This window comes from Streptomyces sp. NPDC001889, from assembly GCF_053594535.1.
Genome location: NZ_JBSFER010000012.1, coordinates 164621 through 182254 on the forward strand (window position 1 = coordinate 164621; position 17634 = coordinate 182254).

The window sequence follows — 17634 nt, forward strand, 5'->3', positions numbered from 1 at the left end:
ACGGCCCGTCCCTCTCGGGGGGCGGGCCGTCCGTATGATCAACGCGCAGAGAGAGCAGGGGGAGAGACCATGACAGTGACCGGATACCGGCGGTTCACCGCCGCCGGAGTCACCGCGGCCGTACTGCTGCTGGCGGGGTGCGGCTCCGGCGACGGCCAGGGCGGCACGGACGCGAAGAGCACACCGAGCGCCTCCGCCGCCCCCGGGGGACCCGACGGCACCGGCTCCGTCAGGGCCACCCGGCTCGACGACACCGCCGTCAGGGCGCTGCTGCCCACCGACGACTCCGTCCCCGGCTGGAAGGCCGCCGCCCCCGCGAGCGCCTTCGACCTCACGGCGGCGAACGCCCCCACCGGCCCGACCTGCGGCAAGAAGACCACGGACCCGATCTGCGAGAACGCGGTCGCGGCGGGCAGCGCCATGTTCCTGAAGGAGGGCGCGGGCACCGTCACCTTCATGCTGTACGCCTATGAGGACGCCGCGTCCGCGTCCGCCGCCTACCCCGCCATGCTGGGGCGCGGCGGCGACGGGATGACCGGTCTGTCGAGCCCCGCGAAGCTCCCCGCCGCCGTCGGCGAGCAGCACGATGTCATCCGGGGCACCAGTTCGGTACGGACCCCGGGGGCCACCGTCCAGATCCGTGTCGGCACCACCCTGCTGGCCGTCCAGACCGGCGGGCTCCAGGCCGAGCGGCGCGGCGACGGTGAACTCCGTGAGCTGGCGGGGATGTTCGCCGAGCGCTCCCGCCAGGCGCAGAACGGCGAACCGCCCTCCGCCCGCGTCGGCGGCTGACCCCGCCGCGAGGGCGGGCGCCCCGCTCCGGCGAGGAGGCCGGGGCTCCCGCCCACGGGCCGGGCCCCGGGCCACCGAGCGCATGCCCCGTACATGCGCCCCCAGCGCACGCCCCTCGTTAAGGTGGCTCCATGAGCACCAGCGCACCCGCCCGGTTCGACCGTGGACACACCGACGACCTGATGACCTTCCTGGCCGCCGCCCCCTCGCCCTACCACGCGGTGACCGTCGCCGCCGGGCGGCTGGAGAAGGCGGGCTTCCGGCAGGTGCGGGAGACGGATGTCTGGGACGCCACGGCCGGCGGCAAGTACGTCATCCGCGGCGGCGCGCTCATCGCCTGGTACGTGCCCGAGGGCGCCGACGCCCACACTCCCTTCCGGATCGTCGGCGCCCACACCGACTCCCCCAATCTGCGGGTCAAGCCCCGGCCCGACGCCGGCTCCCACGGCTGGCGCCAGATCGCCGTCGAGGTCTACGGCGGGCCGCTCCTCAACAGCTGGCTCGACCGCGATCTCGGCATCGCCGGCCGGCTGACCCTGCGCGACGGCTCGCACCGGCTGGTCAACATCGACCGGCCGCTGCTGCGCGTACCGCAGCTCGCCATCCACCTCGACCGCAATGTCACACCGGACGGTCTCAAGCTCGACAAGCAGCGCCATATGCAGCCGATCTGGGGCCTCGGCGACGCCCACGAGGGCGATCTCATCCAGTTCCTGGAGGAGGAGACGGGGATCGAGGAGGGCGAGGTCACCGGCTGGGACCTGATGACCCACTCCCTTGAGGCCCCCGCCTATCTGGGCCGGGACAGGGAGCTGCTCGCCGGGCCGCGCATGGACAACCTGCTCTCCGTGCACGCCGGCACGGCCGCGCTCGCCGCAGCCGCCGCCGCGCCCGGACTCTCGTACATCCCCGTCCTCGCCGCCTTCGACCACGAGGAGAACGGCTCGCAGGCCGACACCGGCGCCGACGGCCCGCTGCTCGGCTCGGTGCTGGAGCGCTCGGTGTTCGCGCGCGGCGGCGGGTACGAGGACCGGGCGCGCGCCTTCGCCGCGACGATCTGTCTCTCCTCCGACGTCGGCCACGCGGTCCACCCCAACTACCCGGAGCGCCACGACCCGACGCACCACCCGCGTCCCAACGGCGGTCCGATCCTCAAGGTCAATGTGAACCAGCGGTACGCCACCGACGGGAGCGGCCGGGCGGTGTTCGCGGCGGCCTGCGAGCGGGCCGGTTCGCCGTGGCAGTCGTTCGTGTCGAACAACGCGATGCCGTGCGGCACCACCATCGGACCGATCACCGCCGCCCGGCACGGCATCCGGACCGTGGACATCGGTGTGGCGTGTCTGTCCATGCACAGCGCGCGCGAGCTGTGCGGCTCGGACGACCCGTATCTGCTGGCGAATGTGCTGACGGCGTTCCTGGAGAGCTGACCGTCCCGCCCGCACCGCCGCGACCGGCCGGCCGGACCGGCCGGTCGCGAAACATCCGCGAAAGGCGGTGCCGGGCAGGCTGACGGGCATGGTTCTGCTCGATCGGACGGCGTCCGCCGCCCCCACGTCCGGCGGCCCCTCGCGCCGCGCCCTGCTCCGTGTCGTCGCCCTGGCCGCCACCGCGCTGTTCACCGGCGCCTGGCTGGTGATCGACCAGTACAACGACCGGCCGCCGTGGGCCGACGACGTCACCTACGAGGCCGGTTACCTGCACGGGAACCGCGTCAAGCAGTACGACCGCGACGGCGCGCTGACCGCCGATCTGCTGGCCGGGGGGTGCCAGCGGCTGGCCGAGGACGGCACGGCGGGCGCCAAGGCGGAGCACGACCCGGAGCTGTGGGTACGAGGGTGTCTGGACGGGGCCACGGGGAAGGTCTCGGCCGAACAGGGCCTGCTCGGCTAGGGATGCCCGCGCCCGCGCCGACCGGCATCGCCCCCCGGCCCCGTCCGGGATCGCCCCCGAGCCCGCCACCGGGCCGGGCTCAGCCACGAGCCCACCGCCCGGACCGGGGGGCGCGGTGGGGCGCGCCCGCCGGCTCACCGGATGTCCCCCGCGCTCCGGGCCGACCGGGCCGACCCGGACACGAGCCCCACGGACGGCCCGGCTCAGCCACGAATCCCGCCACTCGGGCCGCGGGGCGCGGTGGGGCGCGCCCGCCGGCTCACCGGATGTCCCCCGCGCTCCGGGGCGCAGGGCCCTGCGCCCTGGTCTCGCTGGGCTCCTGTGCCCCGGCACCGCGCCTCGCCGCGCTGTCGTACCCGACGCCTACACCGGGTCCCCGCCCGCTTCGGCCCCCTCCTCGTCCAGGCCCGCCAGCACCAGCGGCAGCCGGGTCGCCGCGCCCTCGGTCACCCGGACCGGAACACCCCAGTCCTGCTGGTGCACATGGCAGGCCGGGTACTCGTTCGCGGGGTCGTTGTCGCAGGACGCCGCCATCGCGGAGACATGCAGCACCCCTTCCCGTACCGCCGGGTCGATCTCCAGCGCGCGGGTCAGATCGGTGCCCGCGCCGGCCCCGCCGGTGAGCAGCTCCGGCGGGGTCGCGGAGACCAGCAGCCGGGTGGAGGGGCCGTAGCGGGTGTCGAGCTTCTGCCCGGCGGGCGCCCGGAAGACCACGTCCAGGCGCAGCGTCCCGGGCGCGACCTCGGTCGCCGCACGCCGGGTGCGGTGCGCGACGGCCTCGACCCGCACCGCCTCCTCCGGCAGCCGCAGCCGGGTCAGCCGGTGCCGCGCCGACTCCACCACCACGATGTCGTCCCCGGCGAGCACCGCGTCGGAGGGCTCCCGCAGATCGGTGGCGAGGGTGGTCACCTCGCCGCTCACCGGGTCGTACCGGCGCAGCGCGTGGTTGTAGGTGTCGCTGACGGCCACCGACCCGTCGGGCAGGGCGGTCACGCCCAGCGGGTGCTGGAACAGCGCCTGACCGGCCGGTCCGTCCCGGTGTCCGAAGTCGAAGAGGCCGGTGCCCACGGCGGTGCGCACCACGCCGTCCAGGCCGATCCAGCGCAGTGCGGAGGTCTCGGAGTCGGCGATCCACAGCCGGTCCCCGGCCGCCGCGAGCCCCGAGGGCTGGGCGAACCAGGCCTCGGCGGCGGGCCCGTCGACGAGCCCCTCGTTGGTGGTGCCGGCCGCGACCCCGACCGTTCCGGTCTCCGGGTCGAGGGTCCAGAGCTGGTGCACCCCGGCCATGGCGATCCACAGCCGCCCGTCGAACCAGGCGATGTCCCACGGCGAGGAGAGATCGGTCTCCAGCGCGGGACCGGAGGCCGGCGACCCCTGCCACCACTGCTTCCCGGTCCCGGCGAGCGTCTCGATCGCGCCGGTCCCGGGGTCGTACGCCCGGATTCTGTGGTTCACCGTGTCGGCGACGGCGATCCGGCCGTCGGGCAGCGGCGCGAGCCCCTGGGGCTCGCGGAACTCCCCCTCGCCGATGTGCCGCACCACCCGCTCGCCGTCGGGCTCCAGCTCGACCAGCCGGTGCCGGGTGGTGTCGGAGACGAGGAAGTTCCCGGAGGGCAGGACGACCGCCTTCCCCGGGAAGCGCAGCTCCCCCGCCTCCGGCTCCGGCGGGACATACGGCCCGTCCCCGCGCCGCAGCGTCCCCTTCGCCGTGTGCTCGCTCTCCAGCTCCGCGACGAGCCGCTCGATGGCGTGCGCGTGCCCCTCACCGGCGTGCTGGGCGACCACATACCCCTCGGGGTCGATGACGACCAGGGTGGGCCAGGCGCGTACCGCGTACTGCTTCCAGGTGGACAGCTCCGGGTCGTCGAGCACCGGGTGGTGCACCCCGTACCGCTCGACCGCGTCGACGACGGCCCGGTGGTCGGCCTCGTGCACGAACTTCGGCGAGTGCACCCCGATGATCACCACGGTGTCGCGGTGCTTCTCCTCCAGCTCCCGCAGCTCGTCCAGGACGTGCAGACAGTTCACACAGCAGAAGGTCCAGAAGTCGAGAATCACGATCTTCCCCCGCAGCTCGCCGAGGGTGTACTGCCTGTCACCGGTGTTCAGCCAGCCGCCCCTGCCGGTCAGCTCGGGGGCCCGAACACGTGCACGTGTCGCCATACCCTCATCCAACCGCACCCGCCCGGAGCGGCATTCCCCCGGGCACGCGTTGGGTTTGTTCCGGTCTGGGACGAATTGGCGGGAGAACGGGCGCACGGCGTCAGCGGTCCTGTAGGAGAGGCCGGGGTGCGGGCCTACGATCGTCATACGAAAGGACTGCCGGGCCGCCGCCCGGCAGCGTAACTTAACTGACCGAACCTCCCACGCAGCCCAGCCGTCGCCGCCAGCAGCCCAGCCGCCCGCAGAACCGCCGAGGGGTCCCGTGACCGTCCATCCCAGCCTCCAGAACTACGCCGATGCCTGGACCCACGCCATCGAAGCGATAGCCGAGTTGGTGCAGCCTCTCGTGGAGGGGGAGTGGAACCGGGCGACGCCGTGCCCCGCCTGGTCGGTGCGGGACGTGGTCTCCCATGTCATCGGCATGGAGACCGAGATGCTGGGCGACCCCCGGCCCATCCACACCCTGCCGCGCGATCTCTACCATGTGAAGAACGACTTCGCCCGGTACATGGAGATGCAGGTGGATGTGCGCCGCCACCACACCTCTCCGGAGATGACGTCGGAGCTGGAGTACACCATGATCCGGCGGGCCCGTCAGCTGCGCAACGAGACCCGCTCGCCCGGCACCATGGTCCGCGCGCCGCTGGGCGCCGAGCAGACCCTGGAACTGGCGATGCGGATGCGCGCGTTCGACACCTGGGTGCACGAGCAGGATCTGCGGGTCGCGCTCAACGAGCCCGGCAACCTCGACTCACCGGGCGCCCACATCACCCGGGACGTCCTCCTCGAAGCGCTGCCGAAGGTCGTCGCCAAGGACGCGGGCGCGCCGCCCCACTCGGCCGTGGTGGTCGATGTGCACGGACCGGTGGAGTTCCTCCGTACCGTACGGGTCAACGCCGACGGGCGGGGCTCGGTCGACGGGGCACCCTCGCTGGGTCCCATCGTCACCCTCGCCACGGACTGGGAGACCTACTACCGGCTCGCCTGCGGGCGGGTGCGCCCGGCCGCCGTGGCGGACCGGGTCAAGGTGGACGGGGACCAGGAGCTGGCGGCGGCGATCCTGCGGTCGTTCGCCATCACGCCCTGACCCCGTCGGGCCCCGGCGGGCCTCCGCCCGGCCCCCGGCCGGCCCCCGCCCGGTCAGGCCGGGACGTGCACGGCCTCCACCCTGCTCGCCACCAGCCGCTCCCGCTCCAGCTTCACCGCCCGCCCCCGCAGGCGCAGGATCTGGACGAGCCCCAGCGCCTCCAGGACGAACACACTGGAGAACGCGATCCGGTAGCTGCCGCCGGTCGCGTCCAGCAGCACGCCGATCGCGAACAGCGCCGTCATCGAGGCCGTGAAGCCCCCGACGTTGACGATGCCCGACGCCGTGCCCTGCCGCTGCGGCGGATTCGCGGGCCGGGCGAAGTCGAAGCCGATCATCGACGCGGGGCCGCACGCCCCGAGGACCGCGCAGAGGGTGATCAGCAGCCACATCGGCGCCCGGTCCGGATGGGCCAGGACCGCCGCCCACACCACGGAGGTCGCCCCGACGGTCCCGAGGGCGAGCGGCAGCCGGGCCGCGTGATGGCGGGCGATGACCTGTCCGTACACCAGACCCACCACCATGCTCACCAGCACCACCAGGGTCAGCAGTGAGCCCGCCGTCTCGCGTGTGAGGCCCTGCGCCTCGATGAGGAACGGCATCCCCCAGAGCAGCATGAAGACCATCGCGGGGAACTGGCTCGTGAAGTGGACCCACATCCCCAGCCGGGTGCCCGGCTCCCGCCAGGCGAGGACCAGCTGCCGGCGGGCGAAGGCCGCGCCCGGCGCGCTCCCGGGTGCCGCGCCCGCCGCCTTCGGCCGCCGCCCGGACACCCCCGGCTCGTCCTTGAGGAAGAGCAGCACCAGCACCAGCACCACCGCGCCCGCCACCGAGCTGCCCGCGAAGGTGGCGGTCCAGCCGACATCGTGCAGCAGCCGGGAGACGAGCATGGTCGAGACCAGATTGCCCGCCATCCCGAAGAGGGCGGCGACCTGGGCGATCAGCGGCCCGCGCCGGGGCGGGAACCAGCGGCTGCCCAGCCGCAGCACGCTGATGAAGGTCATCGCGTCGCCGCAGCCGAGCAGCACCCGGGCGGTGAGCGCCATCCCGTACGAGGGGGCGAGCGCGAAGCCGAGCTGTCCCGCGGTGAAGAGCGCCGCCCCGATGACGAGCATCCGCTTGGTGCCCAGCCGGTCGACCAGCAGGCCGACCGGGATCTGCATGCCGGCGTAGACCAGCAGCTGGAGGATGGAGAAGGTGGAGAGCGCCGAGGCGTTGACGTCGAAACGGTCGGCGGCGTCGAGCCCGGCGACCCCGAGCGAGGTGCGGAAGATGATCGCGACGAAGTAGACGCTGACGCCGATCGACCAGATCGCCGCCGCCCGGCCACCGCCGAGGGGTGTCCGGCCCGCGTCGCCTGGAACGGGGTCGCCGGCTATGCCGCCGGACGCGCTCACCGGACCTCTCCCCGCGCCAGGGTGCTGAACCAGCCGACGTGCCGGTGCACCAGGGCCGCGGCTCTCTCCGGGTCCCCGGCGCGCAGGGCCTCCAGGATCTCGCTGTGCTCGACGACGTTCTTGGTGATGCGGTCGGGGTGGGCGTGCATCACGGCCACCCCCATCCGCAGCTGCCGGTCCCGGAGCTGGTCGTAGAGGCGGGAGAGGATCTCATTGCCCCCGCTGCGCACGATCTCGGCGTGGAAGAGCCGGTCCGTGACGGCGACGGCGGCCAGATCCCCGGCCTCGCCCTGCCGCTTCTGCTGCTCCAGCAGCTCTTCGAGCCGGGCGAGCAGCCGGGGCGGGGCGGGGACGGCCTTGCGGGCCGCGTGCTCCTCCACCAGCAGCCGGGTCTCCACGACATCGGCGATCTCCTGCGCGGAGACGGCGAGGACCAGCGCGCCCTTCTTGGGGTAGAGCTTGATCAGCCCCTCGACCTCCAGTTTGAGCAGCGCCTCGCGCACCGGGGTACGGGAGACGCCCACCGCGTCGGCGAGTTCGCCTTCGGTGAGCAGGGTGCCGCCCTCGTAGCGGCGGTCGAGAACCGCCTGCTTGACATGGGCGTAGACGCGTTCGGCTGCGGGGGCTGCGACGGGCATGCACACAGCTTAGATACAACAAGGGTGCATCCACAGGGCCCTGTCCACCATGCAGGACGGCCGCCCCCGAAGGGGGATGAACCGGAGCTGGTTCATCCGAATGAGACATGTGCCACGGAGTCGCATCCTTTTGGCGCGCCACGGCGTCTCATGATGGGGCCCTTCTCTCGTCAAGGGCCCTCATCGACGAAGACCTTTGACGACGCACGTGCCAACTCCGGAGCGTTTCCTTTGATACTCAGCAACACGAGCGTTCGCCGAGCCGCCACGGTTGTTCTGTCCGGCGGCCTGCTGCTCACCGCCTCGCCGCTCGCCGCGCCCGCCCAGGCCGCAGCGAAACCCAAGCCGTCGATCAGCGGCTCGGGCGGCTATCTGATGGACCAGAAGACCGGCAAGGCCCTCTTCGCCAAGGGTGAGAACACCCGGCGCGAGATGGCGAGCACCACCAAGGTCGCGACCGCGATCACCGTCCTGACCACCAAGGGCGTCGACCTCAACCGCAAGGTGACGATCAAGCAGGCGTACCGCGACTACGTCACCAAGCAGGGTGCCAGCACCGCCGATCTGAAGACCGGCGACAAGGTCACCGTCCGTCAGCTGCTCTCCGCGCTGATGCTGCCCTCGGGCTGCGACGCCGCGTACGCCCTGGCCGACACCTTCGGCAAGGGCTCCACCACGGCGGCGCGCACCAAGTCGTTCATCGGCATGATGAACAAGAAGGCCGAGTCGCTGAAGCTGAAGAACACCCGGTTCGACTCGTTCGACGGCATCTCGGCGGGCGGGAAGAACTACACCACCCCGTCCGATCTCACCAAGCTCGCCCGGCACGCCTTCGGGAACAAGACGTTCCGCGATGTGGTGAAGGCCCAGTCCTACAAGACCACGGCCCCCACCGGCACGGCCGGCAAGAAGCGCACGTACACCTGGTACAACACCAACAAGCTGCTCGGCTCCTACAAGGGCGCCGTCGGCATGAAGACCGGTACGGGCAGCAAGGCCGGGCCCTGCCTGGTCTTCGCGGCCACCCGGGGCACCACGACGTACGTCGGGGTCGTCCTCAACGGCAAGGACCGCTTCAAGGACGCCGGCAAGATGCTGGACCACGGCTTCGGCAGCAAGACCGCCAAGTCGATGAAGCTGCGCTCGCTCCCGGCCGGCGCCCAGCGGGACTGACCGCCCCGCGCGGAACGGGAAGAAGGCCGAGGGCCCGTGACACTGTGCCGTGTCACGGGCCCTCGGCCGTATCCGGGGCCGCTACCCCCAGGTGATGAGTCTCCTCGGGTTCTCCAGGACGGCGGCGGTGTCGGCGAGGAGGCGGGAGCCGAGTTCGCCGTCGACGAGCCGGTGGTCGAAGGAGAGTCCGAGGGTGGTGACCTGGCGCGGCTTCACCTTGCCCTTGTGGACCCAGGGCTGGAGGCGGATGGCGCCGACGGCGAGGATGGCGGCCTCGCCGGGGTTGAGGATGGGGGTGCCGGTGTCGACGCCGAAGACGCCGACGTTGGTGACGGTGACGGTGCCGCCGCGCATCGCGGCCGGGGTGGTCCTGCCCTCGCGGGCGGTGGCGACCAGCTCGCCCAGGGCCGCGGCGAGTTCCGGCAGGGTCATGGCGTGCGCGTCCTTGATGTTCGGCACGATCAGCCCGCGCGGCGTGGCGGCGGCGATGCCCAGATTCACATAGTGCTTCTGGACGATCTCCTGGTTCTCCTCGTCCCAGGAGGCGTTGGCGCCGGGGTTGCGGCGGATCGCGACCAGCAGCGCGCGGCAGATCAGCAGCAGCGGACTGACCCGCAGCCCGGCCAGGTCCCGGTCCCGCTTCAGCTCCTCGACGAGCTTCATCGTGCGGGTCACGTCGACGGTGATGAACTCCGTGACGTGCGGCGCGGTGAAGGCGCTGGCGGTCATCGCGGCGGCGGTCGCCTTCCGGACCCCCTTCACGGGGACACGCGTCTCCCGCGCTCCTTCCGTGACCGCCGGTCCGGCCGTTTCAGCCGTTTCAGCCGTTTCAGCCGTTTCAGCCGTTTCGGCCGGCTCGGCGGCGGTCGCGGGCCCGGGGGCCGGGGCCACGGCCGCGTGGACGTCCTCGCGGGTGATGATCCCGTCGGGCCCGGTGGGGGTGATGTCCGCCAGATCGACCCCGAGGTCCTTGGCGAGCTTGCGCACCGGGGGCTTGGCCAGCGGCCGGGAGCCGGGGGCGGCCGGAGCGGGGGAGCCATGGCCGTTCACCCCGCCGGTGCGGGGCTCCGCGGTGGTCGCCTGGCCGGGGAGCCTCCCCGCAGAGGGCTGCGCGGGCGGCTGAGGCGTCTCCTGGGGCTCCTGGGGCCTCTGTGGCGCCTCCTGGGCCGTCCGGGGTGCCCGGGCGGCGGACCGCGGCGGAGAGGTCTGTGCGGCCGCCTTGCGGGGGCGGCGCTTGCCGGAGGTCTCGGCGACGCCGTAGCCGACGAGTACCGGCGTACGGCCCTTGGGCGCCTCCTCCTCCGTCGTGCCGGTCCCGGTTCCGGTTCCGGTTCCGGCCTCGGCCCCGGCCTCCGGGGCCGGTTCCGGGGTGGTGCCGCCCGCGGTGTCGACGCGGATGATGACCTGGCCGACGTCGACCGTGGTCCCCTCCGCGTGGTTCAGCTCATGGACCACCCCGTCGTAGGGGATCGGGAGTTCGACCGCGGCCTTGGCGGTCTCGACCTCGCAGACCACCTGACCGTCGGTGACCGTGTCACCCGGCTGCACGTACCACTTGAGGATCTCGGCCTCGGTCAGCCCCTCGCCCACGTCGGGCATCTTGAACTCACGGATCACAGCAGCTCTCCTCAGTACGCCAGCACGCGGTCGACAGCGTCGAGCACCCGGTCCAGACCCGGCAGGTACTCCTCCTCCAGCCGCGCCGGCGGATACGGCGCGTGGAACCCGCCGACCCGCAGCACCGGGGCCTCCAGATGGTAGAAACACCGCTCGGTGATCCGGGCGGCGATCTCCGCGCCCGACCCGTAGAACACCGGCGCCTCGTGGACCACCACCAGCCGGCCCGTCCTCTCCACCGACGCCTGCACCGCGTCGAAGTCGATCGGCGACATCGACCGCAGGTCCAGCACCTCCACCGAGGTGCCCTCCTCGGCCGCCGCCGTCGCCGCCTCCTGGCAGACCTTCACCATCGGCCCGTACGCCGCCAGCGTCACATCCGCACCCTGCCGCACCACCCGGGCCGCGTGCAGGGGGCCCGGAATCGCCTCCGGGTCGACCTCGCCCTTGTCCCAGTAGCGCCGCTTGGGCTCGAAGAAGATCACCGGGTCGTCGCACTCGATGGCCTGCTGGAGCATCCAGTAGGCGTCCGACGAGTTGGACGGCGAGATCACCTTCAACCCCGCCACATGCGCGAACAGCGCCTCCGGCGACTCACTGTGGTGCTCCACCGCGCCGATGCCCCCGCCGTAGGGGATACGGATCACCACCGGGAGTTTGATCCTGCCCAGGGAGCGGGCGTGCATCTTCGCCAGCTGGGTGACGATCTGGTCGTACGCCGGGAAGACGAACCCGTCGAACTGGATCTCCGCCACCGGCCGGTAACCCCGCAGCGCCAGCCCGATCGCGGTGCCGATGATCCCCGACTCCGCGAGCGGGGTGTCGATCACCCGCTCCTCGCCGAAGTCCTTCTGGAGGCCGTCGGTGACCCGGAACACTCCGCCGAGCTTCCCGACGTCCTCACCCATGACCAGCACCTTGGGATCGGACTCCAGCGCCCTGCGCAGCGACTCGTTGAGCGCCTTCGCGAGAGGAAGTTTCACAGCCGCCATGATTCAGATGCCTTCCTCGGCGAACGACGCCTGGTACGCGGCGAACTGCGCCCGCTCCTCGTCCACCAGCGCGTGCCCGTCCGCGTAGATGTGATCGAACATCGCCACCGGGTCCGGGTCGGGCATCGCCCGCACCGACTCCCGCACCCGCCGCGCGAGCACATCGCTCTCCTGCTCCAGCGCCGCGAACCACTCCTCGCCGGCGTGCCCCTCGTTCACCAGCAGAGTGCGCAGCCGCAGAATCGGGTCCCTCGCCTCCCAGGCCGCCCGCTCGTCGTCGTGGCGGTACTTGGTGGGGTCGTCGGAGGTGGTGTGCGCGCCCATCCGGTAGGTGAACGCCTCCACCAGCGTGGGCCCCTCGCCCCGCCGCGCCCGCTCCAGCGCCCAGCGGGTCACCGCCAGACACGCCAGTACGTCATTGCCGTCCACCCGCACGCCCGGGAACCCGTACCCCTGCGCGCGCTGGTACAGCGGCACCCGGGTCTGGCGCTCCGTCGGCTCCGAGATCGCCCACTGGTTGTTCTGGCAGAAGAAGACGACCGGGGCGTTGTAGACGGCGGAGAAGGTGAAGGACTCCGCCACATCGCCCTGGCTGGAGGCGCCGTCGCCGAAGTAGGCGATGACGGCCGAGTCGGCGCCGTCCTTGGCGACGCCCATGGCGTAGCCGGTGGCGTGCAGGGTCTGGGAGCCGATGACGATCGTGTAGAGGTGGAAGTTGTTGGCCGAGGGGTCCCAGCCGCCGTGGTTCACGCCCCGGAACATGCCCAGCAGCTTGGTGGGGTCGACCCCGCGGCACCAGGCGACGCCGTGCTCGCGGTAGGTGGGAAAGACGTAGTCGTCGTCGCGCAGCGCGCGGGCGGAGCCGATCTGGGCCGCCTCCTGGCCGAGCAGCGAGGCCCACAGGCCCAGTTCGCCCTGGCGCTGGAGAGCGGTCGCCTCCGCGTCGAAGCGGCGGGTCAGGACCATGTCCCGGTACAGCCCGCGCAGCTCTTCGGCGGTCAGCTCGATCTGGTGGTCGGGGTGCTCGATGCGCTCGCCCTCGGGCGACAGCAGCTGCACGAGCTGGTGCTCGGAAGGCTGTGGCTTCTTCGCGGCGCTCACGCGCCTGCCGCCGCGTCGCGGCTTGCGCGGGGCAGTGCTCTCCACGGTCACGTGCGTGCTCCTCCGTCTGTCCGGTCTCCCGGGGTTGCCGGGAGCCTGGGGTCGCCCCTGCCGATGACAGGGGGAGGCTCGCCCGTGTCCGTACCCGCGCACGGGGTGGGTGCGCCGGCCCGGAACAGGCGTGACAGGTGCCCCCGACGAGACCCTGTCAAAAAGCACGTTACCCAGTGCGACGCATTACTGCGAAACCCCTTTTGACCTGCGATTTTGCTTGGATTTCCAAGTAAATCGAGAAATAGGGGAACATCCACTGGTCACAGCGCTGGTCACGGCCTTGCGGGCCGCCGAGGACACGGGCACGTTATCCCGGCCACCCGGCGCACGGGAAGAGCCGGTGTGTGAGACTGCATTCGTGCGCGAAGAAGGAAAAATCACTGTATTCCTGCTGGATGACCATGAGGTCGTCCGCCGCGGCGTTCATGAGCTGCTCTCCGTCGAGGACGATATCGAGGTCGTCGGCGAGGCGGGCACGGCCGAGGACGCCATGGTGCGAATCCCGGCGACCCGTCCGGATGTCGCCGTCCTGGACGTGCGGCTGCCGGACGGCAGCGGTGTGGAGGTCTGCCGCGAGATCCGTTCCCGGGACGAGAGCATCAAATGCCTGATGCTGACCTCATTCGCCGACGACGAGGCCCTTTTCGACGCGATCATGGCCGGGGCCTCCGGGTATGTGCTGAAGGCGATCCGCGGCAATGAGCTGCTCACGGCGGTGCGCGAGGTCGCGGCCGGGAAATCACTGCTCGATCCGGTGGCGACCGCGCGGGTGCTGGAGCGGCTGCGCGACGGCAACAGCCCGAAGGGCGACGACAAGCTGGCCGGGCTGACCGAGCAGGAGCGCAAGATCCTGCATCTGATCGGCGAGGGGCTGACCAACCGGGTGATCGGGGAGCGGCTGCACCTCGCGGAGAAGACCATCAAGAACTATGTCTCCAGCCTGCTGTCGAAGCTGGGGATGGAGCGGCGCTCGCAGGCGGCGGCCTTCGTGGCGCGGATGCAGGCGGAGCGTCAGCACCACTGAGCGCGCCCCGGCCCGGCCCGGGTCCCCATGAGGGGGCGCGGCGGGACTTACGTCCCGAACGCCGGGGGGCGGGGGCCCCTTCCGCCGGGGCGGGCCGTTCGCCCAGAGTGGAGCCCATGCCCACCGAGGAACTCCGCGCCGCACCGCTCCCGGCAGCCGCACCGCTCCCGGCCGCCCCGTCCGCACCGCCCGCGGCGACTCCTCCTCCCCCCTCCCTCCCCGAGGGCTCCGACGAGCGCCGGGCCATGGAGCTGCTCAACCGGGTCTCGTACGGGAGGCTGGCGACGAGCATGCGGGCCATGCCCTTCGTCGCCCCGGCCCGGCACATCGTCCGCGACTGCGGGGTGATGCTCCGCATACACCGGGGCTTCGGCTACCACCGGGCGTGCAACGGCGCGGTCGTCGCCTACGGCGCGGACAACTTCCACTCCGGCGGCAAGGCCATGTGGTCCGTGCAGTTCACGGGTACGGCGGAGATGGCGCGGCCGACCGAGGACGACCTCCGGCTCTTCGGCGAGGAGCCGCTCCACGCGGACGGGGAGCGGTTCGAACCGGTCTATATGCGTATCGAACCCCAGTTCGTCACCCTGCATACCCTGGACTATCTCTCAGAGCAGCCAAACCGACACGCTGAGTGATCTACCATTTGGTGAGTGCCGCGCTCATCTGTCATCGCGCCGCCGGTCGCTGCGCTGCTGCGCCGCTACGAGGACCCGGGCGAACCGCTCTCCTGTGAGCGGGTCACCGAGGGGCTCCTCAATCGCGGCTACCGCATCGCCACGACCCGCGGGGCGTACTTCCTCAAGCACCATCTCGACGACGACCACGAGTCCATCGCCCGCCAGCACCGTGCCACCCTGCGCCTCCAGGCGCTCGGGGTGCCCGTCGCCCCGCCCCTCGCGGACGCGCACGGCGACACGGTCGCGGTGATCGGGGGCCGCTGCTATGCCCTGCACCCCTGGATCGACGGCCGCCACCGCGACGGGGCGCATCTCTCCACGCTCCAGTCCCGCCGCCTCGGCTCGCTCCTCGGGCTCGTCCACACGGCGCTGGAGCGGGTGATGCGGCGCACGGCACACGACCACCGGGAGCACGAGAGCGCCGACCCCGGGGAGACCTTCGCGCTCATCGACGAACTGCTGGGGCTGGCCAGGGCGGCCGGGCCCCGCGATCCCTTCGACACCCTCGCCGAACACCGCCTCCAGGAGCGCAGGGCGCTGCTGGAGCGCCATGCCCACCGCAGACCGCCCCCGGCGTCGGCGGGCGGCTGGGTGCACGGCGACTTCCACCCGCTGAACCTGCTCTACCGGGGCGGGGAGCCCGCCGCGATCGTCGACTGGGACCGGTTAGGGGTGCAGCCGCGCGCGGAGGAGGCGGTGCGGGCGGCGGCTATCTTCTTCGTCCAGCCGGCCGGCCAGCTCGAACTGCCCAAGGTGCGGGCCTACGCCCGCGCCTACCGCCGCGCGGCCGGCGCGGACGCGGCGGAACTGGCGGCGGCGGTGCACCGGGTGTGGTGGGAGCGGCTGAACGACTTCTGGATACTGCGCTGGCGCTACCAGCTCCACGACCGCAGGGCCGACCCGCAGTTCGCCGCGGTGTCGGCCCTGGCGGTGTGGTGGACGAGGGAGTACGAGGCGGTCCGCGAGGCTTTCACGGCGTAGCCGGCCCGCCTCAAGAACCCCTCCTGCCCCCCAGGAGAGCCCGCCCCACGAAACCCGGCCCGCCCGCCACTCAAGAACAAACCTCAGCCAATCCCAGCCCGCCCGGCGATTGAGGACGGACCCCAGGCAACTCCAGCCCGTCCGGCGATTGAGGACGAACCCCAGGCAATCCCAGCCCGCCCGCCACTCAAGGACAAACCCCAGCCAATCCCAGCCCGTCCGGCGATTGAGGACGGACCCTGTGCCACAGGACCCCGTCACGCTACGGGCCCAGGTCGGGGACCAGCCCCCGAACCCCCGCGCCTCAAACGCCGGCGAGGCTGGAATACCCCAGCCCGTCCGGCGATTGAGGACGGACCCTGTGCCACAGGAAACCCGCACCTGCGGGCCCGGGTCGGGGACCAGCCCCCGGCCCACAGGAAACCCGCACCTGCGGGCCCGGGTCAGGGAGTGTCCCCACCCTCACCCGGTCCGCCCGTGTCCGTCCCCGGGTCCGTCCCGGGATCGGTCCCGGGGTCCGTGCCCGGGTCAGTACCGGGGTCCGTGCCCGGGTCCGTCCCCGGGTCCGTCCCGGGCGTCTCCGAGGCCGGCGTCGTCGGAGACTGCTCCACCGGCGGGCTCGACTCCGTCTGCGACTGCGTGGGCGACGGGTTGTACGACGGCCGCGTCGGCCGATCCGTCTTGCCCGCCGGAGGCGACCACTGCTTCTGCGTGCTCTGCGTCGGCACCGACCCGGTCTCCTGCCGCGGCGGCTCCGGCGACTTCGACGGCGGCGGCGAGGACTTCGACTCCGACGGCGTCGACGAGACCTTCGGGTCGTCCTTCGGCGGCGTCTCCGTCTTCGTGCCCATGTTGTTCAGCGCGAACGCCACCCCGGCGATGACCGCCACCACGGCCAGCGCGGCCACCAGCCACACCTTCCCGCGCCCCCGGCCGCCGCCCCCGCCCCGGCGACCGCCGTCATACCCTCCGTCGTCCGGGTTCATCGGCGGCAGTATCGGACCCTGCGCGGTGTCCCCGTGCACCGGGTGCACGGTGGTCGCCCCGGCCGCCCCCAGCGCCGCGGTGGCCGCGCCGCCGGGCGCCTGGAAGAAGCCCGTGTTCCAGCTGCCGTTGTGGCTGCCCTGCTGCTGGAGCATCTGGAGCCCGTACTGCACCAGACCGCGCATCTCCTCCGCGCTCTGGAAGCGGTCGTCCGGGTCCTTCTCCAGCGAGCGCATCACCAGGCCGTCCAGCTCCGGCGGCACCACGTCGGAGGTCTGCGACGGCGGCTGCGGAATGTCCTGGACATGCTGATAGACCACCGACAGCGGCGTCTCGCCCGTGAACGGGGGCCGCAGCGCCAGCAGTTCGTACAGCAGACAGCCGGTGGCGTAGAGATCGGAGCGGTGGTCGACGGCCTTGCCGAGCGCCTGCTCGGGGGAGAGGTACTGCGGCGTACCCATGACCATGCCGGTCTGGGTCATCGTCGTGGACGCGCCGTGCAGGGCGCGCGCGATGCCGAAGTCCATGACCTTGACCGCGCCGGAGTGCGTGATGATGACATTCGCCGGCTTGATGTCCCGGTGCACGATGCCGTGCTGGTGCGAGTAGGCCAGCGCCTCCAGCACCCCGGAGACGATGATCAGCGCCTGCTCGGGCGGCGGCGCGTCCGCGTTGATCAGCAGATCGCGGATGGTGCGGCCCTCGACCAGCTCCATGACGATGTACGGCACGGACTGCCCGTTCACCACGTCCTCGCCGGAGTCGTAGACCGCGACGATCGCATGGTGGTTGAGCCCGGCGACGGACTGTGCCTCGCGGGTGAAGCGGGCCTTGGAGACCGGGTCCTCGGCGAGATCGGCGCGGAGCAGCTTCACCGCGACCGTGCGGCCGAGCCGCACATCCTCCGCCGCGAAGACCTCGGCCATGCCGCCGCGGCCGAGGCGGTGGGTCAGGCGGTACCGGCCGTCGCCGACCAGCCCGCCGGCGCCCCAGGAGTCCGCCGCATCCGGCACGCCGCCGCTGCCGTCCTCGGGTTCGGGTGCCATCAGTCCTCGCCG

15 protein-coding genes are annotated in these 17634 nt (G+C 72.2%); 8 read left to right on the forward strand and 7 right to left on the reverse strand.

Features of this window, described 5'->3' with window-relative positions; all coding sequences use genetic code 11:
- Positions 1-69 precede the first annotated feature (69 nt).
- The 3 genes from ACWCRA_RS15900 to ACWCRA_RS15910 all read left to right on the forward strand — a co-directional run bounded on the left by ACWCRA_RS15900 (position 70) and on the right by ACWCRA_RS15910 (position 2685).
- Positions 70-792 (forward strand): hypothetical protein, encoded by a 723-nt coding sequence (locus tag ACWCRA_RS15900; protein WP_351550316.1) that lies wholly within the window; start codon positions 70-72, stop codon positions 790-792.
- Between the two features lie 131 nt (positions 793-923).
- Positions 924-2222: a M18 family aminopeptidase gene (locus tag ACWCRA_RS15905; RefSeq protein ID WP_351550319.1), complete on the forward strand. Its 1299-nt coding sequence runs from the start codon at positions 924-926 to the stop codon at positions 2220-2222.
- Positions 2223-2310: 88 nt separating this feature from the next.
- Entirely contained in the window at positions 2311-2685 is a 375-nt protein-coding gene (locus ACWCRA_RS15910; RefSeq protein ID WP_351550322.1) for a hypothetical protein, read from the forward strand.
- A gap of 363 nt (positions 2686-3048) precedes the next feature.
- Here ACWCRA_RS15910 and ACWCRA_RS15915 read toward each other — a convergent pair whose 3' ends face one another.
- Positions 3049-4848, reverse strand: a complete 1800-nt coding sequence (locus ACWCRA_RS15915; protein WP_451067860.1) for an NHL domain-containing thioredoxin family protein — start codon at positions 4846-4848, stop codon at positions 3049-3051.
- Between the two features lie 262 nt (positions 4849-5110).
- Here ACWCRA_RS15915 and ACWCRA_RS15920 point away from each other — a divergent pair, with 262 nt between their 5' ends.
- Positions 5111-5935, forward strand: coding sequence for a maleylpyruvate isomerase family mycothiol-dependent enzyme (locus tag ACWCRA_RS15920; RefSeq protein WP_351550328.1), 825 nt, complete (start codon positions 5111-5113; stop codon positions 5933-5935).
- A gap of 53 nt (positions 5936-5988) precedes the next feature.
- Here the strand turns inward: ACWCRA_RS15920 and ACWCRA_RS15925 are convergent, their stop codons facing one another.
- Positions 5989-7332, reverse strand: coding sequence for an MFS transporter (locus ACWCRA_RS15925; RefSeq protein ID WP_351550331.1), 1344 nt, complete (start codon positions 7330-7332; stop codon positions 5989-5991).
- Positions 7329-7970, reverse strand: coding sequence for a GntR family transcriptional regulator (locus ACWCRA_RS15930; RefSeq protein ID WP_351550334.1), 642 nt, complete (start codon positions 7968-7970; stop codon positions 7329-7331). Before ACWCRA_RS15930 ends, ACWCRA_RS15925 begins: the two co-directional genes overlap by 4 nt.
- 234 nt (positions 7971-8204) lie before the next feature.
- Between ACWCRA_RS15930 and ACWCRA_RS15935 the strand changes: the two genes are divergently transcribed.
- Entirely contained in the window at positions 8205-9143 is a 939-nt protein-coding gene (locus ACWCRA_RS15935; protein WP_351550528.1) for a D-alanyl-D-alanine carboxypeptidase family protein, read from the forward strand.
- An 81-nt stretch (positions 9144-9224) separates the two neighbouring features.
- Here the strand turns inward: ACWCRA_RS15935 and ACWCRA_RS15940 are convergent, their stop codons facing one another.
- The 3 genes from ACWCRA_RS15940 to pdhA are packed head-to-tail and all read right to left on the reverse strand — an operon-like array spanning position 9225 to position 12904.
- A complete protein-coding gene (locus tag ACWCRA_RS15940) occupies positions 9225-10742 on the reverse strand; it encodes a dihydrolipoamide acetyltransferase family protein (protein WP_451067887.1) in 1518 nt (505 codons plus the stop codon).
- 29 nt (positions 10743-10771) lie between these two features.
- Entirely contained in the window at positions 10772-11752 is a 981-nt protein-coding gene (locus tag ACWCRA_RS15945) for an alpha-ketoacid dehydrogenase subunit beta (protein ID WP_351550337.1), read from the reverse strand.
- 3 nt (positions 11753-11755) lie between these two features.
- Complete coding sequence (gene pdhA, locus ACWCRA_RS15950; RefSeq protein ID WP_351550340.1) at positions 11756-12904, reverse strand: pyruvate dehydrogenase (acetyl-transferring) E1 component subunit alpha; 1149 nt, start codon at positions 12902-12904, stop codon at positions 11756-11758.
- A gap of 361 nt (positions 12905-13265) precedes the next feature.
- On the opposite strand from pdhA, the gene ACWCRA_RS15955 reads away from it, so the two are divergent.
- The 3 genes from ACWCRA_RS15955 (at position 13266) to ACWCRA_RS15965 (ending at position 15592) form a co-directional block, all read left to right on the forward strand.
- The gene (locus tag ACWCRA_RS15955) at positions 13266-13931 is read left to right on the forward strand and encodes a response regulator transcription factor (protein ID WP_351550343.1); all 666 of its coding nucleotides are present in this window, start codon (positions 13266-13268) and stop codon (positions 13929-13931) included.
- Between the two features lie 116 nt (positions 13932-14047).
- Positions 14048-14569 carry a pyridoxamine 5'-phosphate oxidase family protein gene (locus tag ACWCRA_RS15960; RefSeq protein WP_451067861.1) on the forward strand — a complete coding sequence of 174 codons (522 nt, stop codon included), beginning with the start codon at positions 14048-14050 and terminating at the stop codon, positions 14567-14569.
- 15 nt (positions 14570-14584) lie between these two features.
- Entirely contained in the window at positions 14585-15592 is a 1008-nt protein-coding gene (locus ACWCRA_RS15965) for a phosphotransferase (protein WP_351550348.1), read from the forward strand.
- Positions 15593-16035: 443 nt separating this feature from the next.
- On the opposite strand, the gene ACWCRA_RS15970 is transcribed toward ACWCRA_RS15965, so the two are convergent.
- Positions 16036-17622: a protein kinase domain-containing protein gene (locus tag ACWCRA_RS15970; RefSeq protein ID WP_351550351.1), complete on the reverse strand. Its 1587-nt coding sequence runs from the start codon at positions 17620-17622 to the stop codon at positions 16036-16038.
- Positions 17623-17634 lie beyond the last annotated feature (12 nt).